General features: G+C 56.1%; 28 protein-coding genes. 12 read left to right on the top strand and 16 right to left on the bottom strand.

The annotated features are described in order from the left end of the window. Nucleotides 1-3 precede the first annotated feature (3 nt). Nucleotides 4-942 carry a LysR family transcriptional regulator gene (locus AC4IC4_RS08655; protein ID WP_491472553.1) on the bottom strand — a complete coding sequence of 313 codons (939 nt, stop codon included), beginning with the start codon at nt 940-942 and terminating at the stop codon, nt 4-6. Between the two features lie 109 nt (nt 943-1051). On the opposite strand from AC4IC4_RS08655, the gene AC4IC4_RS08650 reads away from it, so the two are divergent. Further along, on the top strand, nt 1052-2266 hold the full coding sequence (locus AC4IC4_RS08650; protein ID WP_491472552.1) for an MFS transporter: 1215 nt from the start codon (nt 1052-1054) through the stop codon (nt 2264-2266). A gap of 75 nt (nt 2267-2341) precedes the next feature. Here the strand turns inward: AC4IC4_RS08650 and flgL are convergent, their stop codons facing one another. The 11 genes from flgL to flgB all read right to left on the bottom strand — a co-directional run bounded on the left by flgL (nt 2342) and on the right by flgB (nt 12238). Further along, a complete protein-coding gene (flgL, locus tag AC4IC4_RS08645; protein WP_024909019.1) occupies nt 2342-3295 on the bottom strand; it encodes a flagellar hook-associated protein FlgL in 954 nt (317 codons plus the stop codon). Nucleotides 3296-3309: 14 nt separating this feature from the next. After that, nucleotides 3310-4950 (bottom strand): flagellar hook-associated protein FlgK, encoded by a 1641-nt coding sequence (gene flgK, locus AC4IC4_RS08640; RefSeq protein ID WP_032650846.1) that lies wholly within the window; start codon nt 4948-4950, stop codon nt 3310-3312. Nucleotides 4951-5025: 75 nt separating this feature from the next. Then, nucleotides 5026-5979: a flagellar assembly peptidoglycan hydrolase FlgJ gene (flgJ, locus tag AC4IC4_RS08635; protein WP_032650844.1), complete on the bottom strand. Its 954-nt coding sequence runs from the start codon at nt 5977-5979 to the stop codon at nt 5026-5028. Further along, nucleotides 5979-7076 (bottom strand): flagellar basal body P-ring protein FlgI, encoded by a 1098-nt coding sequence (locus AC4IC4_RS08630; RefSeq protein ID WP_024909016.1) that lies wholly within the window; start codon nt 7074-7076, stop codon nt 5979-5981. Before AC4IC4_RS08630 ends, flgJ begins: the two co-directional genes overlap by 1 nt. A gap of 12 nt (nt 7077-7088) precedes the next feature. Next, complete coding sequence (flgH, locus tag AC4IC4_RS08625; protein ID WP_024909015.1) at nt 7089-7787, bottom strand: flagellar basal body L-ring protein FlgH; 699 nt, start codon at nt 7785-7787, stop codon at nt 7089-7091. A 57-nt stretch (nt 7788-7844) separates the two neighbouring features. Continuing rightward, nucleotides 7845-8627, bottom strand: a complete 783-nt coding sequence (gene flgG / locus AC4IC4_RS08620) for a flagellar basal-body rod protein FlgG (protein WP_008500810.1) — start codon at nt 8625-8627, stop codon at nt 7845-7847. A gap of 11 nt (nt 8628-8638) precedes the next feature. After that, on the bottom strand, nt 8639-9394 hold the full coding sequence (locus AC4IC4_RS08615; RefSeq protein WP_008500811.1) for a flagellar basal body rod protein FlgF: 756 nt from the start codon (nt 9392-9394) through the stop codon (nt 8639-8641). Between the two features lie 20 nt (nt 9395-9414). Beyond that, complete coding sequence (gene flgE / locus AC4IC4_RS08610) at nt 9415-10665, bottom strand: flagellar hook protein FlgE (RefSeq protein WP_473713174.1); 1251 nt, start codon at nt 10663-10665, stop codon at nt 9415-9417. 26 nt (nt 10666-10691) lie between these two features. Beyond that, nucleotides 10692-11402, bottom strand: coding sequence for a flagellar hook assembly protein FlgD (gene flgD / locus AC4IC4_RS08605; RefSeq protein WP_473713173.1), 711 nt, complete (start codon nt 11400-11402; stop codon nt 10692-10694). Between the two features lie 11 nt (nt 11403-11413). Beyond that, on the bottom strand, nt 11414-11818 hold the full coding sequence (gene flgC / locus AC4IC4_RS08600) for a flagellar basal body rod protein FlgC (RefSeq protein ID WP_008500814.1): 405 nt from the start codon (nt 11816-11818) through the stop codon (nt 11414-11416). Nucleotides 11819-11821: 3 nt separating this feature from the next. Next, nucleotides 11822-12238 (bottom strand): flagellar basal body rod protein FlgB, encoded by a 417-nt coding sequence (flgB, locus tag AC4IC4_RS08595; RefSeq protein ID WP_023311135.1) that lies wholly within the window; start codon nt 12236-12238, stop codon nt 11822-11824. Nucleotides 12239-12395: 157 nt separating this feature from the next. On the opposite strand from flgB, the gene flgA reads away from it, so the two are divergent. The 3 genes from flgA (at nt 12396) to flgN (ending at nt 13872) form a co-directional block, all read left to right on the top strand. Beyond that, complete coding sequence (gene flgA / locus AC4IC4_RS08590) at nt 12396-13055, top strand: flagellar basal body P-ring formation chaperone FlgA (RefSeq protein WP_024909011.1); 660 nt, start codon at nt 12396-12398, stop codon at nt 13053-13055. A gap of 93 nt (nt 13056-13148) precedes the next feature. Next, complete coding sequence (flgM, locus tag AC4IC4_RS08585; RefSeq protein WP_032650838.1) at nt 13149-13442, top strand: flagellar biosynthesis anti-sigma factor FlgM; 294 nt, start codon at nt 13149-13151, stop codon at nt 13440-13442. 4 nt (nt 13443-13446) lie between these two features. Next, on the top strand, nt 13447-13872 hold the full coding sequence (gene flgN, locus AC4IC4_RS08580) for a flagella biosynthesis chaperone FlgN (RefSeq protein WP_008500818.1): 426 nt from the start codon (nt 13447-13449) through the stop codon (nt 13870-13872). 59 nt (nt 13873-13931) lie between these two features. Here flgN and murJ read toward each other — a convergent pair whose 3' ends face one another. The 4 genes from murJ to rimJ all read right to left on the bottom strand — a co-directional run bounded on the left by murJ (nt 13932) and on the right by rimJ (nt 17767). Continuing rightward, entirely contained in the window at nt 13932-15467 is a 1536-nt protein-coding gene (gene murJ / locus AC4IC4_RS08575; RefSeq protein WP_024909009.1) for a murein biosynthesis integral membrane protein MurJ, read from the bottom strand. 129 nt (nt 15468-15596) lie between these two features. Beyond that, nucleotides 15597-16520 (bottom strand): Gfo/Idh/MocA family protein, encoded by a 924-nt coding sequence (locus AC4IC4_RS08570; RefSeq protein ID WP_491472551.1) that lies wholly within the window; start codon nt 16518-16520, stop codon nt 15597-15599. A gap of 2 nt (nt 16521-16522) precedes the next feature. Then, nucleotides 16523-17173: a YceH family protein gene (locus AC4IC4_RS08565; protein ID WP_491472550.1), complete on the bottom strand. Its 651-nt coding sequence runs from the start codon at nt 17171-17173 to the stop codon at nt 16523-16525. A 9-nt stretch (nt 17174-17182) separates the two neighbouring features. Beyond that, nucleotides 17183-17767 (bottom strand): ribosomal protein S5-alanine N-acetyltransferase, encoded by a 585-nt coding sequence (gene rimJ / locus AC4IC4_RS08560; RefSeq protein ID WP_008500822.1) that lies wholly within the window; start codon nt 17765-17767, stop codon nt 17183-17185. 236 nt (nt 17768-18003) lie between these two features. Here rimJ and mdtH point away from each other — a divergent pair, with 236 nt between their 5' ends. From mdtH to AC4IC4_RS08520, 8 genes are all read left to right on the top strand, one after another. Next, complete coding sequence (gene mdtH, locus AC4IC4_RS08555; protein WP_024909006.1) at nt 18004-19212, top strand: multidrug efflux MFS transporter MdtH; 1209 nt, start codon at nt 18004-18006, stop codon at nt 19210-19212. A gap of 123 nt (nt 19213-19335) precedes the next feature. Continuing rightward, entirely contained in the window at nt 19336-19896 is a 561-nt protein-coding gene (locus AC4IC4_RS08550) for a lipoprotein (protein WP_491472549.1), read from the top strand. 126 nt (nt 19897-20022) lie between these two features. Continuing rightward, nucleotides 20023-21069: a dihydroorotase gene (pyrC, locus tag AC4IC4_RS08545; RefSeq protein ID WP_032650832.1), complete on the top strand. Its 1047-nt coding sequence runs from the start codon at nt 20023-20025 to the stop codon at nt 21067-21069. Between the two features lie 74 nt (nt 21070-21143). Next, nucleotides 21144-21389, top strand: coding sequence for a DNA damage-inducible protein I (gene dinI / locus AC4IC4_RS08540; RefSeq protein WP_008500826.1), 246 nt, complete (start codon nt 21144-21146; stop codon nt 21387-21389). A 274-nt stretch (nt 21390-21663) separates the two neighbouring features. After that, on the top strand, nt 21664-21918 hold the full coding sequence (bssS, locus tag AC4IC4_RS08535; RefSeq protein ID WP_008500827.1) for a biofilm formation regulator BssS: 255 nt from the start codon (nt 21664-21666) through the stop codon (nt 21916-21918). 116 nt (nt 21919-22034) lie between these two features. Next, nucleotides 22035-23153 (top strand): N-methyl-L-tryptophan oxidase, encoded by a 1119-nt coding sequence (solA, locus tag AC4IC4_RS08530; RefSeq protein WP_491472548.1) that lies wholly within the window; start codon nt 22035-22037, stop codon nt 23151-23153. 59 nt (nt 23154-23212) lie between these two features. Next, a complete protein-coding gene (locus tag AC4IC4_RS08525) occupies nt 23213-23326 on the top strand; it encodes a DUF2770 family protein (protein ID WP_032645429.1) in 114 nt (37 codons plus the stop codon). A 207-nt stretch (nt 23327-23533) separates the two neighbouring features. Continuing rightward, nucleotides 23534-24100, top strand: coding sequence for a cytochrome b (locus AC4IC4_RS08520; RefSeq protein ID WP_491472547.1), 567 nt, complete (start codon nt 23534-23536; stop codon nt 24098-24100).

Here is a 24100-nt window from a genome sequence, read left to right as displayed (position 1 = left end):
TTTTTATGGCTGCTGCACAGGCCTTCTCATCCCGGAGACCTCCGGCATGACCTGCCGCATCAGCTCCAGAAAACGCCGCAAGCGTGCCGGATAATAACGGGACCAGGGGTAAACCAGATGCACCGGCAGCGCCGCTGGCTGCCACTCCGGCAGCAAATGCACCAACCGCCCTTCCCGAATATCATCCTGTACCGTCCAGCTGGATACCACCGCCACACCGAGACCGGTGAGCACCGTATTGCGTGCGACATACAGGCTGTCGGTGCTGAGGCGTGGCGTAATAGCAATCCGCGCGGTGGTGGGCGAGGCATCATGAAATAGCTCCACGTGGCGCTGGTAGAAAGAGCTGATCGCTATCCAGGGAAACTGCTGCAAATCTTCCGGCGTATTCACCGCCGGGAAGCGGGCCAGCAGTGCCGGAGAGGCGACTACCGAGCGCGGCACTTCCGCCAGCAGCACGGATACGGTCGCCGGATCGACCTCCACGCCCACCCGAATAGCGCAGTCAAGGTTGTCGCCGAGGAAGTCCGCCGAGCGATCGTTGAGCATCCACTCAATCGAAAGCTGCGGATAGCGTTGCAAAAATTCGGTTACGGGTTTCAGAAGCTGATCCTGACCAAACGCGTGGGGTGCCCGCACCCGCAGCACGCCTACGGGCTCATCTTCCGTCTGCCCCACCTCATCTTCCAGCGCCAGCCAGCTGTCAATCACCCGACGAGCGTGCTGGTAGCAGCGTTCGCCATCATCCGTCAGCCGCGTCGTGTGGGTGGTGCGCAATATCAGGCGCACGCCCAGCATGGTCTCCAGCGACTGTAGCCGTCTGCTCACCGTGGCCTGGGTGGTGGCCAGCTGCCGTGCCGCCGCAGAGAGGGAACCCGCCTCCACTATCCGGACAAACGTCCGCATTAGCTCCACCCTGTCTATACGCTCAGCTCTTTTCATTGCATTTTCACTTATACGTTAAACGTATAAGCGTTTTACCACCGGGCCCGCTACCGTCGCAAGGCGTACTGATAAAAAATAGCCGCACACGACGAATGAGGAACAACTTATGAACACAACAACGACTCCCCATGCTGTAAGCCGCTGGGTGATTTTTATGCTGGCTCTGGGGGCCGGTTTCAGCGTGGCATCAATCTATTACGCGCAGCCCCTGCTGCCGCTGATGGGTGCCGATCTGCATCTGAGCATTGAAGGTATGGGTCTGGTCCCAACGTTAACTCAGGCAGGCTATGCGCTCGGTATCCTGTTCCTGCTTCCCCTGGGCGATCGCCACGACCGCAGGACGTTAATTCTGATTAAAAGCGCAGCGCTGGCGCTGTTTCTTCTCGGCTGTAGCCTGACCGGGCAGATCCATTCTCTGCTGCTGGCAAGCCTGCTCATCGGCATGGCCGGCACCATGGCACAGGATATCGTCCCTGCTGCGGCGATTCTTGCACCAGAAGGTAAACAGGGGAAAACCGTGGGCACGGTAATGACCGGGCTGCTGATGGGTATCTTATTATCAAGAACCGTGAGCGGCGTAGTGGGCGAAGCGTTTGGCTGGCGCGTCATGTACCAGCTGGCGGCGGCGAGCATTGCGTTCATCGGGGTGATGATGTGGTTTGTGCTTCCCCGTTTTGCCATTCACTCCACGCTGAGCTATCCCGCGCTGATGCGTTCAATGGAACATCTGTGGCGTCGTTATCCGGCGCTGCGCCGCGCGGCGCTGGCTCAGGGTTTTCTGTCGATTGCCTTCAGCGCCTTCTGGTCAACGCTCGCGGTCATGCTGCTGGAACGCTATCACCTTGGCAGTGCCGTAGCGGGTGGATTTGGTATTGCGGGTGCCGCCGGTGCATTAGCCGCCCCGCTGGCGGGTGGTCTGGCGGACAAACTGGGCGCAGGAAAAGTTACGCAGCTTGGTGCCGTCCTAGTGACCGTTTCATTCGCCTTGATGTTCCTGATGCCCGCGTTGAGCGTTCATGGACAGCTGATGCTGATCGCCGTCTCTGCCGTCGGGTTTGACCTGGGTCTGCAGTCCAGCCTGGTCGCTCACCAAAACCTGGTGTACAGCCTTGAACCGCAGGCGCGTGGTCGTCTCAATGCCCTGCTCTTTACGGTGGTCTTTATCGGGATGGCGCTGGGCTCCGCGTTAGGCAGCAATATCTACTCGCTGGCTGGCTGGACGGGTGTGGTCGCTCTGTCGACAGTCAGTGGCGCCATTGCGCTGACCATCCGTCTGATAGAAAGCGCGCGTGTCGCCTCCGTACCGGCAGAGGCCGCATAAAAAAAATGCCCAATCCAGACGGATTGGGCAGTAAAACATGCCCAGTTTCAAGACATGTTCCAAGAGGTCAAGATGTTATTTGTTCAGCTGGAACAGAGACATGCCCTGCATATCGCTAAACGCTTTATAAGACGCCTGCAAGGCCGCCTGCTGCATGGTGTAAGAGGAAATCGCTTCGTTCCAGTCGACATCTACCAGATCACTCATCTGCTTAGTCTGACCCAGGGCGCGGTCATCTCCCAGCGTATCGAGTTTTTCCAGTTCGTTCATCTTGGTTCCCACATCCGCAACGACCGTCAGGACGTTGTTCTGGGCGTTTTTGATGCCGATCTGCGCATTGGCAATCACCTGGTTTTGCGCCGTTGCGGCAGCCGGATCGTTCTCAATCGGTGTCTTCAGGGACGCAATGGCAGAATCCAGGATTTTGAACATGTTGGTCTGGCCATATCCACCGCCCGGCAGCTGTTCCGCATTACTGGTAATGCTTTCGAAAATTTGCTGTCCGGTATGGCTAATGGTCATATTTCGCGCCGTATCAACCTGCTGCGAGATGGCCTCTGCGCCGCCGTTATAATCTCCGGTCACGGCATCAAACGGTGCGCTCTCGGTTTTGTATCCCGCAAAGATAAAGCGACCATTGCCATCCGTCGTGTTGGCCAGGTTCATCAGCTGATCGCGGATCCCCTGGATATCGGTCGCCAGAGAAAGGCGGTCGTCATCGCTTAATGTGCCGTTCGACGCGTAAACTAACTTCTCGCGCACGCTTGAGATTGCGGTGTTCACCTGGGTTAACACGTTATCTTCCAGCGAGACCTTCTGCGTTGCAAAGGTACGCGCAAGCGCGAACTGGCTGTTTTGCGACTGAGATTGCGACAGAACGATGGCCTGCGACGCGGCGATAGGATCGTCCGAAGGACGGTTAACGCGCTTACCGGTGGACATTTGCTCACCGTAGCTCAGCCATCTGCTCTGGGAGTCAGTGATCCCGCGCATGTTCTGCTCATACATCATCTGGGTGCTAATACGCATTATTCACCTCAACCTTAACGAATGTTGATAATTGCATCGAAGAGCGTACTGGCAGTCTGGAGAACCTGGGCGTTCGCTAGGTAATACTGCTGATAACGCTGCAAATTGCCATACTCTTCGTCGAGGTTTACCCCAGAGATGGTCTGCTGCTGCTTGATTAACTGCGTTTCCACATTGGCTTTCGTCTGGCTGCTCACCTTCAGTGACGCCGTGGTGCTACCGACGGTACTGACGAGAGAGGCATACGCATCGTTGAAGGTTTTATTTCCACCCACCACTTTGCCATTTTGCAGATCGAGCAGTTTCTGGCCGTTACGGTTGTCACTTTCGCCGCCGTTCTGTACCGACGCCATCGCCAGTTTGGACTCGTCGCTGATCGCCAGATCCATGTTCATGATGACGTTGGAAACCGGCTTCACGGTGAAACTGTCTTTGGTATTTGCCGTACCGCTCACGTTGACGTTAAGGCCATCAAACGACAGATTACCGCTGGCATCCGGGCTCATCGTAAAGCTGGTTTTGTCTGATGTGCGGGTGACCGTCCAGTCAGTGCCGTTAAACTGCAGCTTATAGTCAGTCGCCTGGACCTGTTTGCTGTCCGCCACAGAGGCCGTAACAACCGCCGATCCGCCGTTCTTGCTGTTGGACAGCACCGCAGGAGAACCAAAGTTGAACAGCTTACCGCCCGCATCACCGTTTGCATCAAAACCAGCTTCATGCTGCGTGTTCATCGCATCGGCAAAGGCCAGCGCCATCTGGTTCAGAGTGTTACGCGCTTTATCCAGATCTTCATTACGGAAGGTCAGTAAACCGCCTAAAGAACCGGTGGTGATAAATTTCTCGGGGATCTCAATATTACCCGCCACGTCATCGACGTAGGCGATGGTCGTACGCGCCGGATCGGCGCTGGACTTCACCGCAGCCAGCTGGCTGGCTTTGCTGCCCTGCACCAGGCTGTAACCATTGCCGAGAGAGATATTAAACGTGCCGCTATCCTGTACGGAGACTTCCACGCCCACGATTTTGTTCAGTTCAGTCACGAGCTGATCGCGCTGGTCGAGCAGGTCGTTAGGCGATGCGCCCGCACCGACGCCGGTCAAACGAGAAATCTGATCGTTCAGATTCGCAATCTGCGTCGCGTAGTTGTTGATCTGAGATACGCTGCTTGAGATGGCGGTATTGACCTGCGTATCCTGGTCACGAAGATACTGATCGTTGGTTTTAAACTGATTGACCAGACCGCCCGCTTTCCCCAGCACCGTCTGACGTGCAGCCGGATCTTCCGCGTTGCTCACCAGCGTTTGCAGACTCTTGAAGAAATCCTGCAGGGTGGTAGAGAGCGAGTTGGTGGTATCGGAGAGCACATCGTCAATTTTTGACATCTGCTGATAGCGCGTCGTCAGACCGCTGCTCTGCGTCTGCGCGGCGCGCAGCTGGTTGGTGATGAAGGCGTCATACTCACGCTGGACACCGGAGACATACACCCCGTTACCCACCCAGCCACCGCCGGTCAGCGTGCTGTTAGATGCGCCCAGCACCGTGGTCTGGCGGGTGTAACCTGCCACGTTATAGCTTGAAATATTATTACTGACGGTATTGAGTGCCGACTGAGCAGCACTGAGGCCACTCATGGCGCTGTTAATCAAACTGGACATGGGGGTTCCTTTTATACGTTCAGACACGAGTCCTGATGAAGGTTATCGGCAACCTCCACCGGGACTTGAGAACTTTCAGAACAGATTTTCGATATCTGTGCTATAGGCTTTGCTGACCTTCTCGCCCATGGATTTCAGCTGCTGGATCATGCTGGTGAGCTTACGTGCATAGTTCGGGTCAGTCGCGTAGCCCGCGTTTTGCAGCGCCTGAGCACCCTGCTCCGCCGTCGCCGCCTGCGTAACGGCGGTATAACGCGGATTTCGGCTCAGCAGGCCGACATAATCGGACAAGGCTTCCAGATAAGAGCTGTAGACGCGGAATTTGGCTTTGACCTTCACCGCCGCACCGTTCTCGTATTCGGTGGTCGTGATCTCCGTTGTCGGCCCTTTCCAGCTGGAGGTGGCCTTCACGCCGAAGATGTTGAAGCTCGGCTCGCCGTTTTCCTTGCGGATCTGACGCTGACCCCAGCCCGACTCCAGCGCGGCCTGCGCCAGAATCAGGTGATGCGGCACGCCGCTCTGTTCGCTGGCAAGACGCGCAGGCAGAGAAAGCTGCGCCAGGAAGTCTTTGCTGTCACCGGAGAGCGGCTCATCGCCGCTGCTCGTGGCTTTTGGCATCGCTTTACGCACCAGCTGCGTCAGGGCCTGGTTCTGATAGCTGGTCACCGTTTCCAGGTCGAACTTCATCGGCACCTGCTGCGGCTGCTCCTGAGGCTGAATGCCCTGCGCGGCTTCGGTCTGTTTGACAATCATGTCAGCCAGACCGAGGCCTTTACCCGCAGTCATCTGCTGCGCAATCTGCTGGTCATACATGCTGGTGTAGAGACGCGTTGAATCACTGCTGAACATCCCATCTTTCGGCAGGGTTTCACGCATGCTTTTCAGCATCATCTGTACAAACATCCCTTCCACCTGGCGGGCGACCGGGCGGATGTTCGCCGCCGGGTCTTTACCTGCTTTGGTTTTCAGTTCGTTGAGCGACTGGGCGTCCCAGGCTGCACTGGTCAACAGTTTGCTATCGGTCAGCATTAGATGATTTCCAGTTTGGCGCGCAGGCAGCCCGCGCTTTGCATCGATTGCAGGATGGACATCAGATCCATCGGCGTTGCCCCCAGGGCGTTCAGGGCACGCACCACGCTGTTCAGGTTGGCGCTGGAGCGAACGCTTTGCAGTGACCCGCCGCTCTGACGCATATCAATTTGCGTTTGCGGCGTCACCACCGTCTGACCGCCACCAAATGGCGTAGTCGGCTGGCTCACGTTCGCGGAGCGGTTTACCGTCACGGAGAGGTTCCCCTGCGCTACGGCGCAGCTGTCGAGCGACACTTCCCGGTTCATGACCACCGAGCCGGTACGGGAGTTGATGATCACCTTCGCATCCTGGACCGGAACGTTCACTTCCATATTCTGGATGTCTGCCAGCATGCGCACCTGGTTGCTGCTGCCGGTGGAGGTACGGATTTGCACGGTGCGCGCATCGAGTGCCGTTGCATTACCGTAGCCGCGGCTGCGGTTGATGGTATCGGCAATCTGCTGCGCCATCGTGAAGTCTTCATTATTGAGCTGCAGGTTAATGGTATTGCCCGCGCCAAACTGAGTCGGCAGTTCACGCTCAATGATCGCCCCGTTGGTGATACGTCCGCCGTTCAGCTGGTTCACCTGCACGCTGCTTCCACCTGCGGATGCTCCCGCACCGCCGACCAGAATGTTCCCCTGCGCCAGCGCATAGACCTGGCTGTCGACGCCTTTCAGCGGGGTCATCAGCAGCGTACCGCCGCGCAGGCTTTTGGCGTTACCCATTGAGGAGACCACCACGTCAATGGTTTGTCCCTGGCGCGCAAACGCCGGGTAGGACGCGGTGACCATTACTGCCGCCACGTTTTTCAGCTGCATGTTAGTTCCCGCCGGCACGGTAATGCCGAGCTGGGAAAGCATGTTGTTCAGGCTTTGGGTGGTGAACGGCGTCTGGGTCGTCTGGTCACCGGTACCATCCAGACCCACCACCAGACCGTAGCCAATCAGGGAGTTTTCACGTACGCCCTGAACGCTGGTGAGGTCGCGAATACGGTCAGCCTGGGCAAACGTTGCCACCAGCGCAAGCGCCACGGCGAAGATCGATTTAAACATGGGTCACCTCGCTTACATCGGCGATAAATTAAGGAAGAAGCGCTGCAGCCAACCCATATTTTGCGCTTCATTGATATAGCCGTTACCGACGTACTCAATGCGCGCATCCGCCACCTGGGTGGACGGAACGGTGTTGGTGCCGCTGATGGTGCGAGGGTTAACCACGCCCGAGAAGCGAATGAATTCAGTGCCCTGGTTGATGGCGATCTGTTTTTCACCCACAACATGTAAGTTGCCGTTAACCAGTACCTGGTCAACCGTGACCGTCAGCGTACCGCTGAAGGTGTTGCTGGCGTTCGCGCCGCCTTTGCCGTTAAAGGTATTACCGCCGGACGCGTTCACATCAGCACGCGCGTTGCCGAACAGCCCTTCGAGATAGCGTGGCACGGTATCGAAGCCAAAATTGGTTTTGCCATCGCGGCTGGCATTCGCCGACGAACTCTTGCTCGCGCTGACGTTTTCCTGCAGCACAATGGTCAATGTATCGCCGACGTTACGCGGACGGCGATCTTCAAACAGCGGCTGATAGCCGTAATTAATCGGCTGCGCGGTCTGGAAAATGGAGCCGTTTACCACTGGCGCAGGGCCAGGAACGGGCTGGGCAGTCGTCGCACCCTGGACCAATGGTTTGGACGGGATCAAAGCACACCCGCTGAGGGTGACAGCCAGAACAGTCAGTATCGGATAACGAAACGCCGCGTTTTTTTGCATTGCCTTCATCTTCGAAAACAGGGAGCCGGCGCGGCGTTTACCGCACCGGGCTACACCTTAGAGTTGCGTCAGTTTCTGCAGCATCTGGTCGGTCGTCGACACTGCTTTACTGTTAATTTCATACGCGCGCTGAACCTGGATCATATTCACCAGCTCTTCCGCCACGTTCACGTTGGAGGTTTCAACATAGCCCTGGTACAGCAGGCCCGCACCGTTCAGGCCTGGGGTGCTCTCATTTGGCGTACCGGAGGATTGCGTTTCGGTGTAGAGGTTCTCACCAATGCTTTCCAGACCGGTATCGTTCATGAAGGTGGTCAGGTTGAGCTGCCCAACCTGAACCGGCGCGGCCTGTCCCTGCTGGGTCACGCTGACCACACCGTCACGTCCGATGGTGATGCTCAGGGCGTTGGCCGGGATGGTGATCGCAGGCTGGACCTGGAAACCGCCCGCCGTCACCAGCTGGCCGTTCTGATCGACCTGGAACGAACCGTCGCGGGTATAAGCAGAGGTACCGTCAGGCAGCTGCACCTGGAAGAAGCCCTGCCCTTTGATTGCCACGTCTTTACTGTTGTTGGTCTGAGACAGGTTGCCCTGACTGTGCAGACGCTCGGTGGCCACCGGGCGAACACCGGTACCGATCTGCAGGCCCGAAGGCAGCGTCGTCTGTTCAGAAGACTGCGCCCCCGGCTGGCGGATGGTTTGATAAAGCAAATCTTCGAAAACGGCGCGCTGACGCTTGAAACCATTGGTGCTCACGTTTGCCAGGTTGTTGGCAATCACATCCATATTGGTTTGCTGGGCGTCCAGGCCTGTTTTCGCGATCCATAAAGAACTGATCATAAGGAGTCCTGTTAACTCATAGCCAGAAGTTGGTTAGCCTTGCCCGCGTTTTCATCCACGCTGCTGATGATCTTCATCTGCATTTCAAAACGGCGGGCGCTGGCGATCATGTCGGTCATGGCTTCGACCGGCTTGACGTTACTGCCTTCCAGAACGCCGGACATCACGCGGATGCTCGGATCGGCCTGTAACGTGGCACCACGCGTCGCCTGCGCCGCCTGGGTCAGACGGAACATGCCGTCATCGCCACGCTGCACCTCTTTGCCTTCCGCCTTAACCAGCTTCAGACGTCCGACGGGCGCAACGGTGTTGGCCGGGTCACCTGGGTTCAGCGCCGAAATGGTGCCGTCCGCGGCGATAGTCAGCTCAGAACCTTCCGGCACGGTCAGCGGACCCGCTTCCCCCATCACCGGATGCCCCTGAATCGTCAGCTGGCCCGTCGCGCTCACCTGGATGTTACCGTTACGGGTATAGCCTTCGCTGCCGTCGGCCGTTTGCACCGCCAGCCAGCCGTCCTGCTGCAGGGCAACATCCAGCGGGCGTGAGGTATAGTCCATCTGCCCAGGCGTCATATCTGCGCCAGGGGTCGATGCCGTCACCAGCGTACGGGTTGGCAGAGAAAGCCCTTCTACCGGCACCGCGCGCAGCGCATTAAGCTGCGCGCGAAAGCCCGGCGTTGAGGCATTTGCCAGGTTGCTGGCGGTAACGGCCTGCTGATTGAGCGTCTGGCTTGCCGCGCCCATCGCGGTATATATTGCGTGATCCATTGCGCTTTCCTGTTAGCCGCTTAACGCAGGTTAACCAGCGTGTTGAGGATCTGATCCTGGGTTTTGATGGTCTGCGCGTTCGACTGATAGTTACGCTGCGCGACAATCATGTTCACCAGTTCTTTACTCATATCCACGTTGGAGGCTTCCAGCGCGCCGTTGGTCAGCTTGCCGAAGTTACCGGTGCCTGCGGTACCCAGCAGCGCCACGCCGGAGGACTGGGAGGCAGACCAGACGTTGTCGCCTTCTGATTTCAGACCTTCGTTGTTGGCGAAGTTTGCCAGCACGATCTGACCCAGAACCTGAGACTGTTCGTTAGAGTAGCTTCCCACCACGGTGCCATCGTCGTTGATCTGGTAGCTCACCAGATCGCCTGGCTTGTAGCCGTTCTGATTGGTTGCCACCACGCTGTTCGCACCGGTGTTCTGCTGCATGGAGTTCAGGAAACTCAGGGAGAAGGTCGCCGCCGTTGCACCGCTGACGGAGCCCGTGGTGATGTTAATGGCCGGCGTGGCGTTTGGCGTTGCGCTCAGCACACCCGCAGCGTCGTAGTTATAGACACCTGCCAGGTTACCGTTCGCATCAAAGTTCATCTGCGCCGCTTTGGCCGCTGTAGAACCCGCAACGCTGCCGTCCTGAGTGTAAAGATCCCATTTATTGTCAGCCGTCTTCACGTAGTAGACGTACATGTTATGGGCGTTACCCTGGCTGTCGAATACGGTCACGGTCCCTTTTTTGTTATAGGTGTCCGGGTTGGTCGCATCGAAAGGGGCCGTTTGAACAGGGTCGGTTGAGTTCAGGTTGATCTGCTGCGTCGCGGTGGTGGTCGATTTTGCCGCCATCAGGGTATTCGGGATAGTAATCGCCTGAGGGTTCGCACCGGTCTGAACGGTAGGCGGCGTACCCGCTACCGGGTAGCCCGTCAGCTGCATGCCCTGCATGTTCACCAGCGTACGGTTTTCGTCCAGCTTGAACTGACCGTTACGGCTGTAGAACACAGAGCCGTTGGAATCAACCATACGGAAGAAACCGTTCTGGCTGATGGCAACGTCCAGACCACGACCGGTGTTGGTGGTGGTGCCGTCGCTAAAGTCCTGAGTGATGCCCGCAACCTTCACGCCCAGACCCACTTTGGAACCGGCAAACATGTCTGCAAATGATGCAGAACCGGATTTAAAACCATAGGTCGCGGAGTTGGCGATGTTGTTGCCAATGACGTCCAGGTTGGTGGCCGCAGCATTCAGGCCGCTGACCGCTTGAGAAAAGGCCATGACTTACTCCTGATAAGTGATAAGGCTTAGATAATCTGCCGAACTTCGTCGAGTGTGGTGGAACCCGAGGTTCCCAAATCCAGTTTGTTGCCGTCGCTTCCTTTAATCACGCCCTGGACCAGCGCGAACTGCAGCGGCTGCGCTACCAGCTGGGTTGTCCCGTTGCTGGCGCTGATCGCTACTTTGTAGGAACCGTTTGGTGCTTTCGTGCCGTCGGTCAGGCTGCCATCCCAGGTAAAGGTGTGAACGCCCGCCTTCAGCTCACCGATATCAATGGTGCGCACGACCGTGCCGTTGCTGTCGGTAATGGTTGCGGTAACTTTCTCCGCCGCCTGCTGCAACTCAACGCCAAACGGCGTGGTCGTCGTGGTGGTATTGCCGTCGGTGGTGCTGGTGCCTGCCAGAATCGTGGTCCCCGGGATCATCACCCCGTGGCCAATCAGGCTTGCCGCCTGCAGAGACTGGGCGCTGTTAATCTGCCCAGAGACGGAACCGAGGGTGGTGTTCAGTTTCTCAATGCCGCTCACGGTGCTGATCTGCGCAAGCTGCGTGGTCAGTTCGTTGTTCTGCATTGGGTTGGTGGGATCCTGGTTCTTAAGCTGCGCCACCAGCAGCGTCAGAAAGCTGCCCTGAAGATCGGCGGCGTTACTCCCCGTCAGGGAGTTAGAACCCGTCGTACTCTTTGTGTTGTTAACACCCGAGTTCGTAGGATCATTCACATTTACGGCGATGGACATGCATGTCTCCTTTACTGGCCGAGAGTGAGTGTTTTGAGCATCATGCTCTTCACGGTATTAAGCACTTCGACGTTGGCCTGGTAGCTACGGGAAGCCGACATGGAGTTCACCATCTCACCCACCACATCCACGTTTGGCATCTTCACGTATCCGCTGGCATCCGCGAGCGGGTTACCCGGCTCATACACCAGCCTGTCAGGCGCCTGGCTCTCTACCACATCAGACACCTTCACGCCGCCCGTCGCCGCGCCCGGCGCAGCATCGACCTGAAAGACAACCTGTTTGGCACGATAAGGCTGGCCATCGGGTCCGGTGACGCTGTCGGCGTTTGCCAGGTTACTGGCAGCCACGTTCAGGCGTTTGGACTGCGCGGTTAACGCCGAACCGGCGATATCAAAAATATTCAGCAAGGCCATCTATCAGTTCCCCCCCTGCAGGACGTTCATCATGCCTTTGATTTGTCCGCCGAGTACGGTCAGACCCGTCTGGTATTTCAGGCTGTTGTCGGCAAACTGGGTACGCTCCCGGTCCATATCCACGGTGTTACCGTCGAGTGAGGGCTGATCGGGAATGCGGTAAAGTAAATCGGTCGCTGGCGCGGTCATCGCCTGAGCAGGAATATGGCGAGAGGATGTCATGGCAAGTGCAACACCCGTTCCTTCGGCACGTCCACGCTCCATCACCTTTTTGAGTTCACTGGAAAAATCAATATCGCGCGCCTGAAACCCCGGGGTATCGGCGTTAGCGATGTTGGCGGCTAAAATCTCCTGCCGCTGGGCGCGTAAATTGAGCGCTTCCTGCTGAAAACGTAACGCGGCGTCGAGTTTATCGAGCATGTCTCCTCCGCTGATGGCAAAATTTCAGTTCACAGCTTAAATCTCACCCGGTCTCCCCTATCGACGGAATAAGCGCAAAATGCGTCGCTATTTATTGCGTTGATGCAAAACCACTGCAGGTAGAATTCATTCAACTCTGGAAACGGTGGAACTTGCGATGCAAACGTTAAAACGTGGCCTGATGGCAATTTTCTGGCTGTTTAGCCCGCTGGTGCAGGCTGAAGGCTTACAGGATCAGTTGACGGCTTTCTTTGCTGAGAAGCTGGCAGGCTTTAGCGATGACGTTACCGTTACCGTGCGCACGCCACCGAATCTGTACCCGACGTGTGACCAGCCTTCGTTCAGCGTGGTGGGGTTCACAAAGCTTTGGGGAAATGTGAACGTGCTGGCACGCTGCGCCAACGAAAAACGCTATTTACAGGTTGCAGTTCAGGCGACGGGCAATTATGTTGTCGCCGCCGTGCCCATTGCGCGCGGCAGCGTACTGCAGACGAACAGCGTGACGTTAAAACGCGGCCGTCTGGATCAACTGCCTCCACGCACCATGCTGGAAATAAACCAGGCACAGGACGCCGTCAGCCTGCGTGATGTTGCACCAGGCCAGCCGATACAGCTCTCAATGCTGCGCCAGGCATGGCGGATAAAAGCGGGCCAGCAGGTGATGGTGGTGGCCAACGGAGAGGGCTTTAGTATCAACAGTGAAGGGAAAGCGTTAAACAATGCCGCGGTGGCGCAAAACATCCGCGTCAGAATGTCCTCAGGCCAGGTGGTGAGCGGAACCGTCGATTCTGATGGGAATATTCTGATTAACCTATAATCTTTTTAAAGATTTCGCGGCGCGTGCCGATAAATATTCCACTAATGATGATGTCAGGCGCAAACGCCGCGAACCCTCGATGAGGACAACACTATGAGCATTGATCGTACATCAGCCCTGAAGCCGGTAAGCGCTGTACAACCTCGCGAAACGAATGACACTCCTGCGCAGAAAACGCGTCTGGAAAAACCGTCAACGTCCAACAGCACCAGCGTGACCCTGAGCGATGCGCAGGCGAAACTGATGCAGCCAGGCACCAACGATATCAATATGGAACGTGTTGAAGCGCTGAAAACGGCTATTCGTAACGGTGAACTGAAAATGGATACCAGCAAGATCGCTGATGCCCTGATTCAGGAAGCACAGAGTTTCTTACAGAGTAACTAACCGTATGAGTCGACTGTCAGAAATACTGGATCAAATGACGGTTGTCCTGAACGACCTGAAAACGGTAATGGACGCTGAACAACAGCATCTCTCTTCCGGTCACATCAACGGCAGCGCGCTGCAGCGTATTACTGAAGATAAGAGTTCGCTTCTGGCGACGCTGGATTATCTGGAGCAACAACGCCGCGCTGAGCAGGATCCGAAGCGCAGCGCCAATGACGATATTATTGAGCGCTGGCAGACCATTACCGAAAAAACCCAGCACCTGCGCGATCTTAACCAGCATAACGGCTGGCTACTGGAAGGTCAGATTGAGCGTAATCAGCAGGCACTTGAGGTGTTGAAACCGCATAAAGAAACCGGACTGTACGGTGCGGATGGTCAGACAGCGACTGCGCGTATTGCGGGTGTGAAAAAGATTTCGATTTGACGCATCAGCGACAAATCATGCAGTGGGGAGCACCATAAGGTGAACTCCCCTTTTGGCGTTTATGCCGTCCGGCGGGCAAACTCTTTCACTTTAAAGCCCAGCACCGCGAGCGTGGCAAAGTACGCCACCACCCCGACGCCCACCACGGCCATCAGCCGCATCAGACGGTAGGGCATGGTGCCCTGAGACCACTCCGGCATCACGTACATCATGCCGAGCAGCGCGGCAGACATCACCAGTACCGCAACGATCAGACGCACCAGGAAACTTCCCCAGCCCGGCTGCGGTGTAAAAATATCCTGCTTGCGCAGCTGCCAGTACAGCAGTCCGGCATTCAGACAGGCCGCCAGACCAATCGATAATGACAGGCCCGCATGCTTCAGCGGACCAATAAACGCCAGGTTCATCAGCTGCGTCATAATCAGCGTCACAATGGCAATTTTCACCGGCGTTTTGATGTCCTGACGCGAGTAGAACCCGGGCGCCAGCACCTTGACGACGATCAGCCCCATCAATCCGACCGAGTAGGCAATCAGCGCGCGTTGGGTCATGGCGGCATCAAAGGCGGTGAATTTCCCGTACTGGAAGAGCGACACCGTCAGCGGTTTGGCCAGAATACCCAGCGCCACCGCGCTTGGCAGGGCCAGCAGGAAGCAGAGACGTAACCCCCAGTCCATCAGGCGGCAATACTCATCATGATTACCGCTGGCAAAACTTTTCGACAGCGACGGCAGCAGGATGGTCCCCAGCGCCACGCCCAGCACTCCGGACGGGAACTCCATCAGACGGTCGGCGTAGTACATCCAGGAAACCGAGCCGGACACGAGGAACGAGGCAAAGATGGTATTGATAATCAGCGAGATCTGGCTGACGGAGACGCCGAGAATGGCGGGCCCCATCTGCTTGATGACGCGCATCGCCCCGGCATCTTTGAGGTTGATGCGCGGCAGCACCAGCATGCCGATTTTTTTCAGATGCGGCAGCTGATACGCCAGCTGCAGCACGCCGCCCACGGTCACCGCCCAGGCCAGCGCCAGTACCGGCGGGTTGAAGTGCGGCGCAGCGAACAGGGCAAAGCCGATCATGCTGACGTTAAGGAACGTCGGCGCAAACGCCGGTACAGAGAAGCGGTTCCAGGTATTCAGGATCGCCCCCACCAGCGAGGCCAGCGAGATGAGCAGAATATAGGGGAAAGTAATGCGCAGCAGCTGCGAGGTCAGCGCAAATTTGTCGGCCGTATCGGCAAAACCGGGCGCGGTCACCATAATCACCCACGGCGCGGCCAGCATCCCGAGTACCGTCACCACCGCCAAAGCCAGCGTCAGCAGCCCGGAGACATAAGAAACAAAGACGCGCGTCGCGTCTTCACCCTGCTTGCTTTTATATTCCGCCAGGATAGGCACGAATGCCTGGGAAAACGCCCCTTCAGCAAAAATACGACGCAGCAGGTTCGGCAACTTGAACGCGACGAAAAAGGCGTCCGTGGCCATCCCTGCACCAAATACCCTTGCCACAATGGCGTCGCGCGCAAAACCCAGCACGCGGGAAAACATGGTCATCGAGCTGACGGCCGCCAGCGATTTTAATAAGTTCATTAACGTGAATTTCCAGAACCATACGGATTTGTGAGCCGGGTAAGCGTAAGCGCCACCCGGCAAAGCCAACAAGCGGCGCTTAGTCTAACCGGATTTCAACGAATTACTATCCGCAGATGTTACAGCGAGTTATTCGCTCATGGCCTCGCGCCAGAGCCTTTCCACAATGCGCTGCGCCATAATGGCCTGCTCACCGGACGTTTCAGGAACCGTCTGATTTTGCACGCAGGTGATAAAGTGACGGGCACAACCGGCAAAACCGCGCTGTTCAAGCGTGCTCTGCCAGCCAGGGGCAGGTAGCGTCACCACGCCGCTGCCCTTCTCTTCCCGCCATTCACGCATGTCGGTTATTTCGTACAACGCGCCGTCGGTGACGGCCTGGACGGATTCACGCTGACTCCCCGCACGACGATGCATGCTGGTGGTGATCTGCAGATGGTCAATCGCGAAATGATGTTCGGCGTAGACCATTTCACCCTGCTCGTTCGTCAGTAGCGTGCCACTTTGCAGCTGTGCATTGTCGCTGGCGAGCCACAGCGCCGTATCCACAACGTGCAGATAATCATCCAGAAGGGTGAAGCGCAGATCGTTTGGCCCAATGCTGTCGGTACGGTGCTTATCCATCCGCAGCGAGGCGAGCGTGCCCGACTGCGCCTTCAGCTGTTGATAAAGCGGCGCAAAGCGGCGGTTGAAGCCCACCATCAGCGTCAGTTTTTTGCGCGCGGCCAGCTCAATCAGCCGTTCGGCATCCTGAACATTTTCAGCCAGCGGTTTATCCACGCAGACGTGAACCCCCAAATTGAGCAGCTCGCTCACCACCTGATAGTGGGTTGCCGTTGAGGTATGCACAAAAACCGCATCACACTCGCGGGCCAGATCCTGCAGGGAGGCAGCATACGGCATGCGCCAGGTTTCGCAGATACGTTCTGCCTTTTCTCGGGTGGGTGACCATGCCCCTTGCAGGGTCCAGTCCGTCGCCGCACCTAAAACAGGCAGCCAGGCTTTTTGCGCGATGCCGCCCAGCCCCACCACGCCTACGCGTAATTTTTTCACCGTCAGTCTCCCAAATGTGCCAGCAACGCATCCAGACGCTGTTTCAGCCCAGCGACCTCGTCTTCCAGCGCCTCTACGCGGGCAACCAAATCATCATCTCCAGCACTAATATCGGTTGCGCTGGATTTAACTGAAATATCAACTTCACCACTGAACAGATGCATATAGCGGCTTTCGCGTTTTCCCGGCTCTCGCGCCAGACGCACCACGTAAGGGCCGTCTTCACGCGCGGCTAGCCCTTCCAGGGTCTGCTCGACCTCCTGCATATCGCTGAACTCATGCATACGGGAAGCGCGCGTGCGCAGCTCTCCCGGTGTCTGCGCCCCGCGCAGCAGCAGCGTGGTGATGACCGCCACTTCTGCACTGCTCAGCTTCAGGTCGCCAAATTCGGAGTTACAAAAGCGCTGTTCGTATTTGGTCACGCGGTTGCCGAAGCCGCTGACGGTGCGCAGATGGTGGCGTTTTACCAATGCATCGAGCACGTCCTGAACCTCATGCTCGCTGAGGTTCATCACCGGCTCGCGGTTGGTCTTCTGGTTGCAGGCCATGGTCACGGCGTTGACGGAGAGCGGATACTGCTCCGGCGTGGTGACCTGTTTTTCGAGTAAGCACCCAATCACGCGCGCTTCTGTACCGTTTAGCTGATACTTCATCTTTTCTCCTTAACGACCTGCGGTCCAGTCCCGGGTGGTTAATGCCGTCAGAACGTGGTCGCGCCACTCTCCGTCTATCAACAGATAGTCTTTGGCGTAACCCTCTTTCTCGAACCCTAAACGCGCCAGCAAATTGCCGCTGCGCTGATTATGCGGCATATAGTTCGCCATGATGCGATGGATATGCTGCGTGCGTTGCATATAGCGGATCGCCACCGTTAACGCCTCGTACATCAGCCCCTGCCCCTGCCATTTCTGACCGATGGAGTAGCCAAGGTAGCAGGCGTGAAACGATCCCCGCACCACGTTTGAAAAATTGGCGATCCCGATAATCTCTTTCTCTTCAGGATCCAGCAGCGCGAAATAAAACGCGCTGCCCTGCTTGTGAAATTCCGTAATCATGCTTAGGCGCGCCTGCCAGCCGGAAGGGTAACAATGGCTCTCATCCCGAACGGGTTCCCAGGGTTTTAAAAACTGGCGATTCTCGGCGTAATAATCCGCCAGACGCCAGGCATCACGCTCATGCACCAGACGAACGACCAGCCTGTCCGTTGTCAGACGCACTTTTGGCACATTACTGCGATAGCCAAACATCGATACCACTCCTTCCCGTCACTTCTGCTTACCCATTAGCTTTACTATACCTGCGCCTGCGCCGTCTGTGAAAACAGTGACATACCATTTTGCCCTCTTTTCACACTTTTCGATGAGAACTCTCTATCAAAGCACCCTTTTGATAAAAAAATATTGTCGCGTTCAGGGGTGGGAAAAAACGCGGCGACACCGCAGAATGTTAGCGTGCTCACCATCTTATTTTCCCTGGAGGGAAAATGTCCCGCGTATCACAGGCCAGGAGCCTGGGTAAATATTTCCTGCTCGTCGATAACATGCTGGTCGTGCTCGGCTTTTTTGTCGTTTTCCCGCTGATATCGATTCGCTTTGTCGATCAAATGGGCTGGGCGGCATTAATGGTCGGCATTGCTCTGGGATTACGCCAGTTTGTCCAGCAGGGGCTGGGCGTCTTTGGCGGGGCCATTGCCGACCGCTTTGGCGCTAAACCGATGATCGTGACCGGTATGCTGCTGCGCGCGGCAGGCTTTGCCACGATGGCGGTCGCCCAGGAGCCGTGGCTGCTCTGGTTCTCCTGTTTCCTCTCCGGTATCGGGGGCACGCTGTTCGATCCGCCACGCACCGCGCTGGTGGTGAAGCTTATTCGCCCGCAGCACCGCGGCCGTTTCTTCTCGATTCTGATGATGCAGGACAGCGCCGGGGCGGTTGTCGGCGCCCTGCTGGGAAGCTGGCTGCTGCAGTACGACTTCCGTCTGGTCTGCGCGGCTGGGGCGGTGCTCTTTATTCTGTGCGCGCTGTTTAATGGCCTGTTCCTGCCCGCCTGGAAACTGTCGACGGTCAAAGCACCTGTCCGGGAAGGGCTTGGCCGCGTCCTGCGCGACAAACGTTTTGTCACCTATGTGCTGACCCTGACGGGCTACTACATGCTGGCTGTGCAGGTCATGCTGATGCTGCCGATCATGGTTAACGACATTGCTGGCACGCCTGCTGCTGTTAAATGGATGTACGCCATCGAAGCCTGCCTGTCGTTAACGCTGCTTTATCCGATTGCCCGCTGGAGCGAACGGCGTTTTCGTCTGGAGCATCGCCTGATGGCCGGGCTGTTCCTGATGACGCTGAGCATGATGCCAATCGGCCTGGTGAACTCTCTCCAGCAGCTGTTTACCCTGATTTGCACCTTCTATATAGGGTCGATCATCGCCGAGCCTGCCCGTGAAACGCTGAGCGCCTCCCTTGCGGATGCGCGTGCGCGCGGCAGCTATATGGGTTTCAGCCGGCTGGGGCTGGCGCTTGGCGGCGCATTAGGTTACGCCGGAGGCGGCTGGTTGTTTGATGCCGGCAAAGCGTTAAACCAGCCCGAACTCCCGTGGATGATGCTCGGCGTGGTGGGCTTTATGACGCTCCTTGCCCTGTGGTGGCAGTTCAGCCAGAAACGCAGCGCGAGCGGCATGCTCGAGCCTGGCGCGTAGCCTTTCCCTCGGGCGGGAGTCCCTCCCGCCCCACTTCTCAGTTTTTTCTGCTGGTTTCTGCCCATTCACGCTGACATACTGGCGTAACAGGACAGAAGCGCCGATTTTTCGTTGAGGAACACTATGAAGAAAATCGTCTTTGCCGCTGCATTAGTTGTCAGCGGTCTGCTGGTTGGCTGTAACCAGCTCACGCAATATACCGTCAGTGAACAGGAAATTAATCAGGCGCTGGAAAAACATAACAATTTTTCTAAAGACATTGGCGTGCCGGGGCTGGCGGACGCGCATATCGTGCTCACGAATCTGACCAGCCAGATCGGACGTGAAGAGCCAAACAAAGTCACCCTGGCCGGTGACGCGGATCTTGATATGTCCTCCCTCTTTGGCAATCAGAAAGCCAACATCAAGCTCAAGCTGAAGGCACTTCCCATTTTCAACAAAGAGAAAGGGGCGATTTTCCTCCAGGAGATGGAAGTCGTCGATGCGCAGGTGTCGCCGGACAAGATGGCGCCGGTTCTGCAAACCCTGATGCCCTATCTCAACCAGTCGCTGCGTAATTATTTCAACCAGCAGCCCGCGTACGTCTTAAGCGAAGATAAAAGCAAGGGCGAAGCCCTGGCGAAAAAATACGCAAAAGGCATAGAGGTTAAGCCGGGTGAAATCATCATTCCTTTCACCGATTAACCTGAAGGGCGCTGCGGCGCCCTTTTTTTTACGGAAAAGTGTGCAAACGAAAACGTTTCCGCTTATGATTTGTGTCCGGCAAAAACAGCCATCCTTATGACTGATTCCTGACAAGCCGGAGCTTCCATGACTGCACAACCCCAGGTTCTTAAAATCCGCCGCCCTGACGACTGGCATATCCATCTGCGTGATGGCGATATGCTGAAAACCGTCGTGCCTTATACCAGCGAAATTTATGGCCGCGCGATTGTCATGCCTAACCTGGTTCCACCAGTCACCACCGTCGATGCCGCGATAGCCTATCGCCAGCGCATCCTGGATGCCGTGCCTGCGGGACACGATTTTACCCCGTTGATGACCTGCTATCTGACCGACTCGCTGGACCCGAACGAAGTGGAGCGTGGGTTTAACGAAGGCGTATTTACGGCGGCGAAACTCTACCCGGCGAATGCCACCACCAACTCCAGCCACGGCGTCACCAGCATTGATGCCATCATGCCGGTTCTGGAGCGCATGCAGAAACTGGGCATGCCGCTGCTGGTCCATGGTGAAGTCACGCATGCCGAAATTGACATCTTTGACCGTGAAGCCCGGTTTATCGAGACCGTGATGGAGCCTCTGCGCCAGCGCCTGCCCGCGCTTAAAGTGGTCTTTGAGCATATCACCACCAAAGACGCGGCAGAGTACGTGCGCGACGGCAACGATCTTATCGCCGCCACCATTACGCCGCAGCACCTGATGTTTAACCGTAACCACATGCTGGTGGGCGGGGTGCGCCCTCACCTGTACTGCCTGCCGATTCTCAAGCGCAACATCCACCAGCAGGCGCTGCGCGAGCTGGTTGCCAGCGGGTTCTCCCGCGCGTTCCTCGGCACCGATTCCGCGCCTCACGCCCGCCACCGTAAAGAGGCAAGCTGCGGCTGCGCAGGCTGCTTCAACGCCCCAACGGCGCTTGCCAGCTACGCGACCGTATTTGAAGAGATGAACGCGCTGGAACATTTCGAAGCGTTCTGCTCCCTTAATGGCCCGCGCTTCTACGGCCTGCCGGTCAACGACAGCTTCATCGAACTGGAGCGTAAAGCGAGCCACGTTGAGGAGTCCATTGCGCTGACGGATGACACGCTGATCCCCTTCCTGGCGGGCGAAACCGTTAACTGGACGGTAAAACGTTAAAAAATCAATGCCCCTTGTTGTCAAACCGATAATATACCTGTATAAATAAACAGTATATTACACAGGGGGCATTTATGCGTATTGAAGTCACCATAGCCAAAACAACTGTTCTGCCTGCCGGCGCACTTGATGCACTGGCAGGCGAATTATCCCGCCGTATTAACAACACCTTTCCCGACAACGCGGGTGCCGTAACGGTGCGTTACGCCGCGGCGAACAACCTCTCCGTCATTGGTGCGGCGAAAGAAGATAAAGATCGCATCAGCGAAATCCTGCAGGAAACGTGGGAAAGCGCAGACGACTGGTTTATCACAGATTAATACTGCTCCCTCATTGTGTTTTTTTGCCGGGTCGCCCCGGCTTTTTTTTGTCTAAAAATACGGTAAGTTCAAATTAATTCGGCATCTTCTTTAAGAATCGTGAACAAGATGGTGTTTTATTGTTCGAACAATCCTAAAAAGCAGAAAAATGTGTTGCCACCTGTTTATTTTTCCCTTCGGAACCCTTATTACTTGGTATACTGAAGATGCTTTCAGAAAAACATGCATTGAACCTCAAAGCCGTTGTCTTCTAACACGCATTAAGGGGGTTATAATGGAAAAGAATAGTGAAGTGATCCAGACCCATCCACTTGTTGGCTGGGATATCAGTACCGTAGATAGCTACGATGCGCTGATGCTGCGTTTGCACTACCAGACCCCGAATCAACTCAACCGTGAAGAAGCGGAAGTTGGACAGACGCTGTGGCTAACAACAGACGTCGCCCGTCAGTTTATTTCTATTTTAGAGGCAGGTATTGCAAAAATAGAATCTGGCGACTATCAGGAAAATGAGTATAAACGGCACTAAGCTTATGCCCACTTTTCTCTCTACAGGCACCCTCGCGGTGCCTTATTTATTTCTCCCTTGTCTAACTCCGCGTTGTTAATTACTCTGCTAACAAAACGTCAGTTTATGAGATGCATATGAGATACGACTTAATCATTATTGGTAGCGGCTCCGTGGGTTCCGCTGCCGGTTATTACGCAACACAGGCAGGTCTGAAGGTCCTGATGATCGATGCTCACCTCCCTCCCCATGCGGAAGGCAGCCATCATGGCGATACCCGCCTCATGCGCCATGCGTATGGAGAAGGCGAGCGCTATGTCCCGCTGGTGCTTCGCGCCCAGACGCTGTGGGATGAACTGGCGAAACAGACCGAAGAGCGTATTTTCGAGCGTACCGGGGTTATCAACCTTGGTCCGGCTCATTCGGAATTTCTTGCCGGCGTCGAGCGCAGCGCGAAAGCCTTTAATCTGGACGTTGAGAAGCTGGACGCAACGGGCATAACCGCGCGCTGGCCTGAAATTAGCGTCCAGGACGATTATATTGGCCTCTTTGAAGCCCACTCCGGCGTACTGCATTGTGAAACAGCGATCAAAACCTGGGTCGACCTTGCCGCGAAAGCTGGCTGTGCACAGCTGTTTAACTGTCCGGTGGAGGCCATCACCCATGACGAGAATGGCGTCACGGTAACGACCCTTGACGGCGACTATTCAGCCTCCCGCCTGCTCGTCAGCGCAGGAACCTGGGTCACTCGCCTGCTGCCGGAGCTGCCGATCCAACCGGTGCGCAAGGTCTTCTCCTGGTTCCAGTCAGATGGGCGCTACAGCGCGCAGAATAAATTCCCGGCCTTCACCGGGGAATTACCGAATGGCGATCAGTTCTACGGTTTCCCTTCCGAGAAAGACGCGCTGAAAATTGGTAAACACAACGGGGGCCAGGCGATCACCTCCCCTGAAGAGCGTAAGCCTTTCGGCGCCTTTCCTCAGGATGGTTCGGAAGCCTTCTCATTCCTGCGGAATATTCTTCCGGGCGTCGGTGGCTTGCTGTATGGCGCGGCCTGTACCTACGACAACACGCCGGATGAAGACTTCATCATTGATACGCTGCCCGGGCATGACAACACCCTGCTAATCACCGGGCTGAGCGGCCACGGCTTTAAATTCGCTTCCGTGCTGGGTGAAATCGCCGCACAGTTTGCTCAGGGTATCACGCCGCAGTTTGATCTGACGCCCTTCTCACTCTCGCGTTTTAACGGATAATCCACACGGGCTCCGGACGTCCCGGGGCCCGTTTCATTCACACTGCATTACGGGGCGTTATGCGCAGGATCGTTAGCTTTCTGATGAATAATATTCGCGAGCATTTTATGCTCTATCTCTTATTGTGGGCGCTGTTGGCCATTATTGATTTTGTTTACATTGTATTTTACTGAAAAGCCTTACTGACAATAATTGACGTTAATTTATCTTTATTGAAACTCACCATTTCGCTTGCACGAAGAGATTGAATTAGCGTTAGCGATCCTTTTCAAAATTGCTGAAATAAATAAAATAAAAATCAATAGACAATTATTTCAGTTGCAATATCCCGCCTTCCCGTTCATTTTTACTTTCCGGTTAATTTGAAAATGGACATTCTGATGCAATTGCGTAACTCCTCCCGGCGCTACGGAATAATATCCATAAGTTTGCACTGGATATTTGCTCTTGCCGTCTACGGTATGTTTGGACTTGGGCTCTGGATGGTCACGCTCAGCTATTACGATGGCTGGTATCACCAGGCACCGGAGTTACATAAAAGCATTGGTGTCCTGCTGATGCTGGGCCTGGTTTTCCGCGTGATCTGGCGACATATTTCCCCACCGCCTGCCGCGCCGAAGACCCACAGCAAATTTACCCGCGTCAGTGCAGTCGCCGCGCATATTGCGCTCTATGCGCTGCTCTTCGCCATTCTGATTAGCGGATACCTTATCTCGACGGCGGACGGTAAGCCGATTAGCGTCTTTGGCCTTTTTGACGTCCCGGCAACGCTCAGCGATGCGGGCGCTCAGGCTGACACCGCAGGGGTCGTACACCTCTGGCTTGCGTGGAGCGTCGTGATCCTGTCCGTACTGCACGGGCTCGCCGCCCTCAAACACCATTTTATTGATAAAGACGATACGCTAAAGCGCATGCTTGGCCGCTCGTCAGTTGACTCTGGAGCATAA

It is taken from the genome of Enterobacter sp. Taxon_2 (assembly GCF_058355295.1).
The sequence above is the reverse complement of the archived record's forward strand: the minus strand, read 5'-3'. Positions and strand labels throughout refer to the sequence as shown.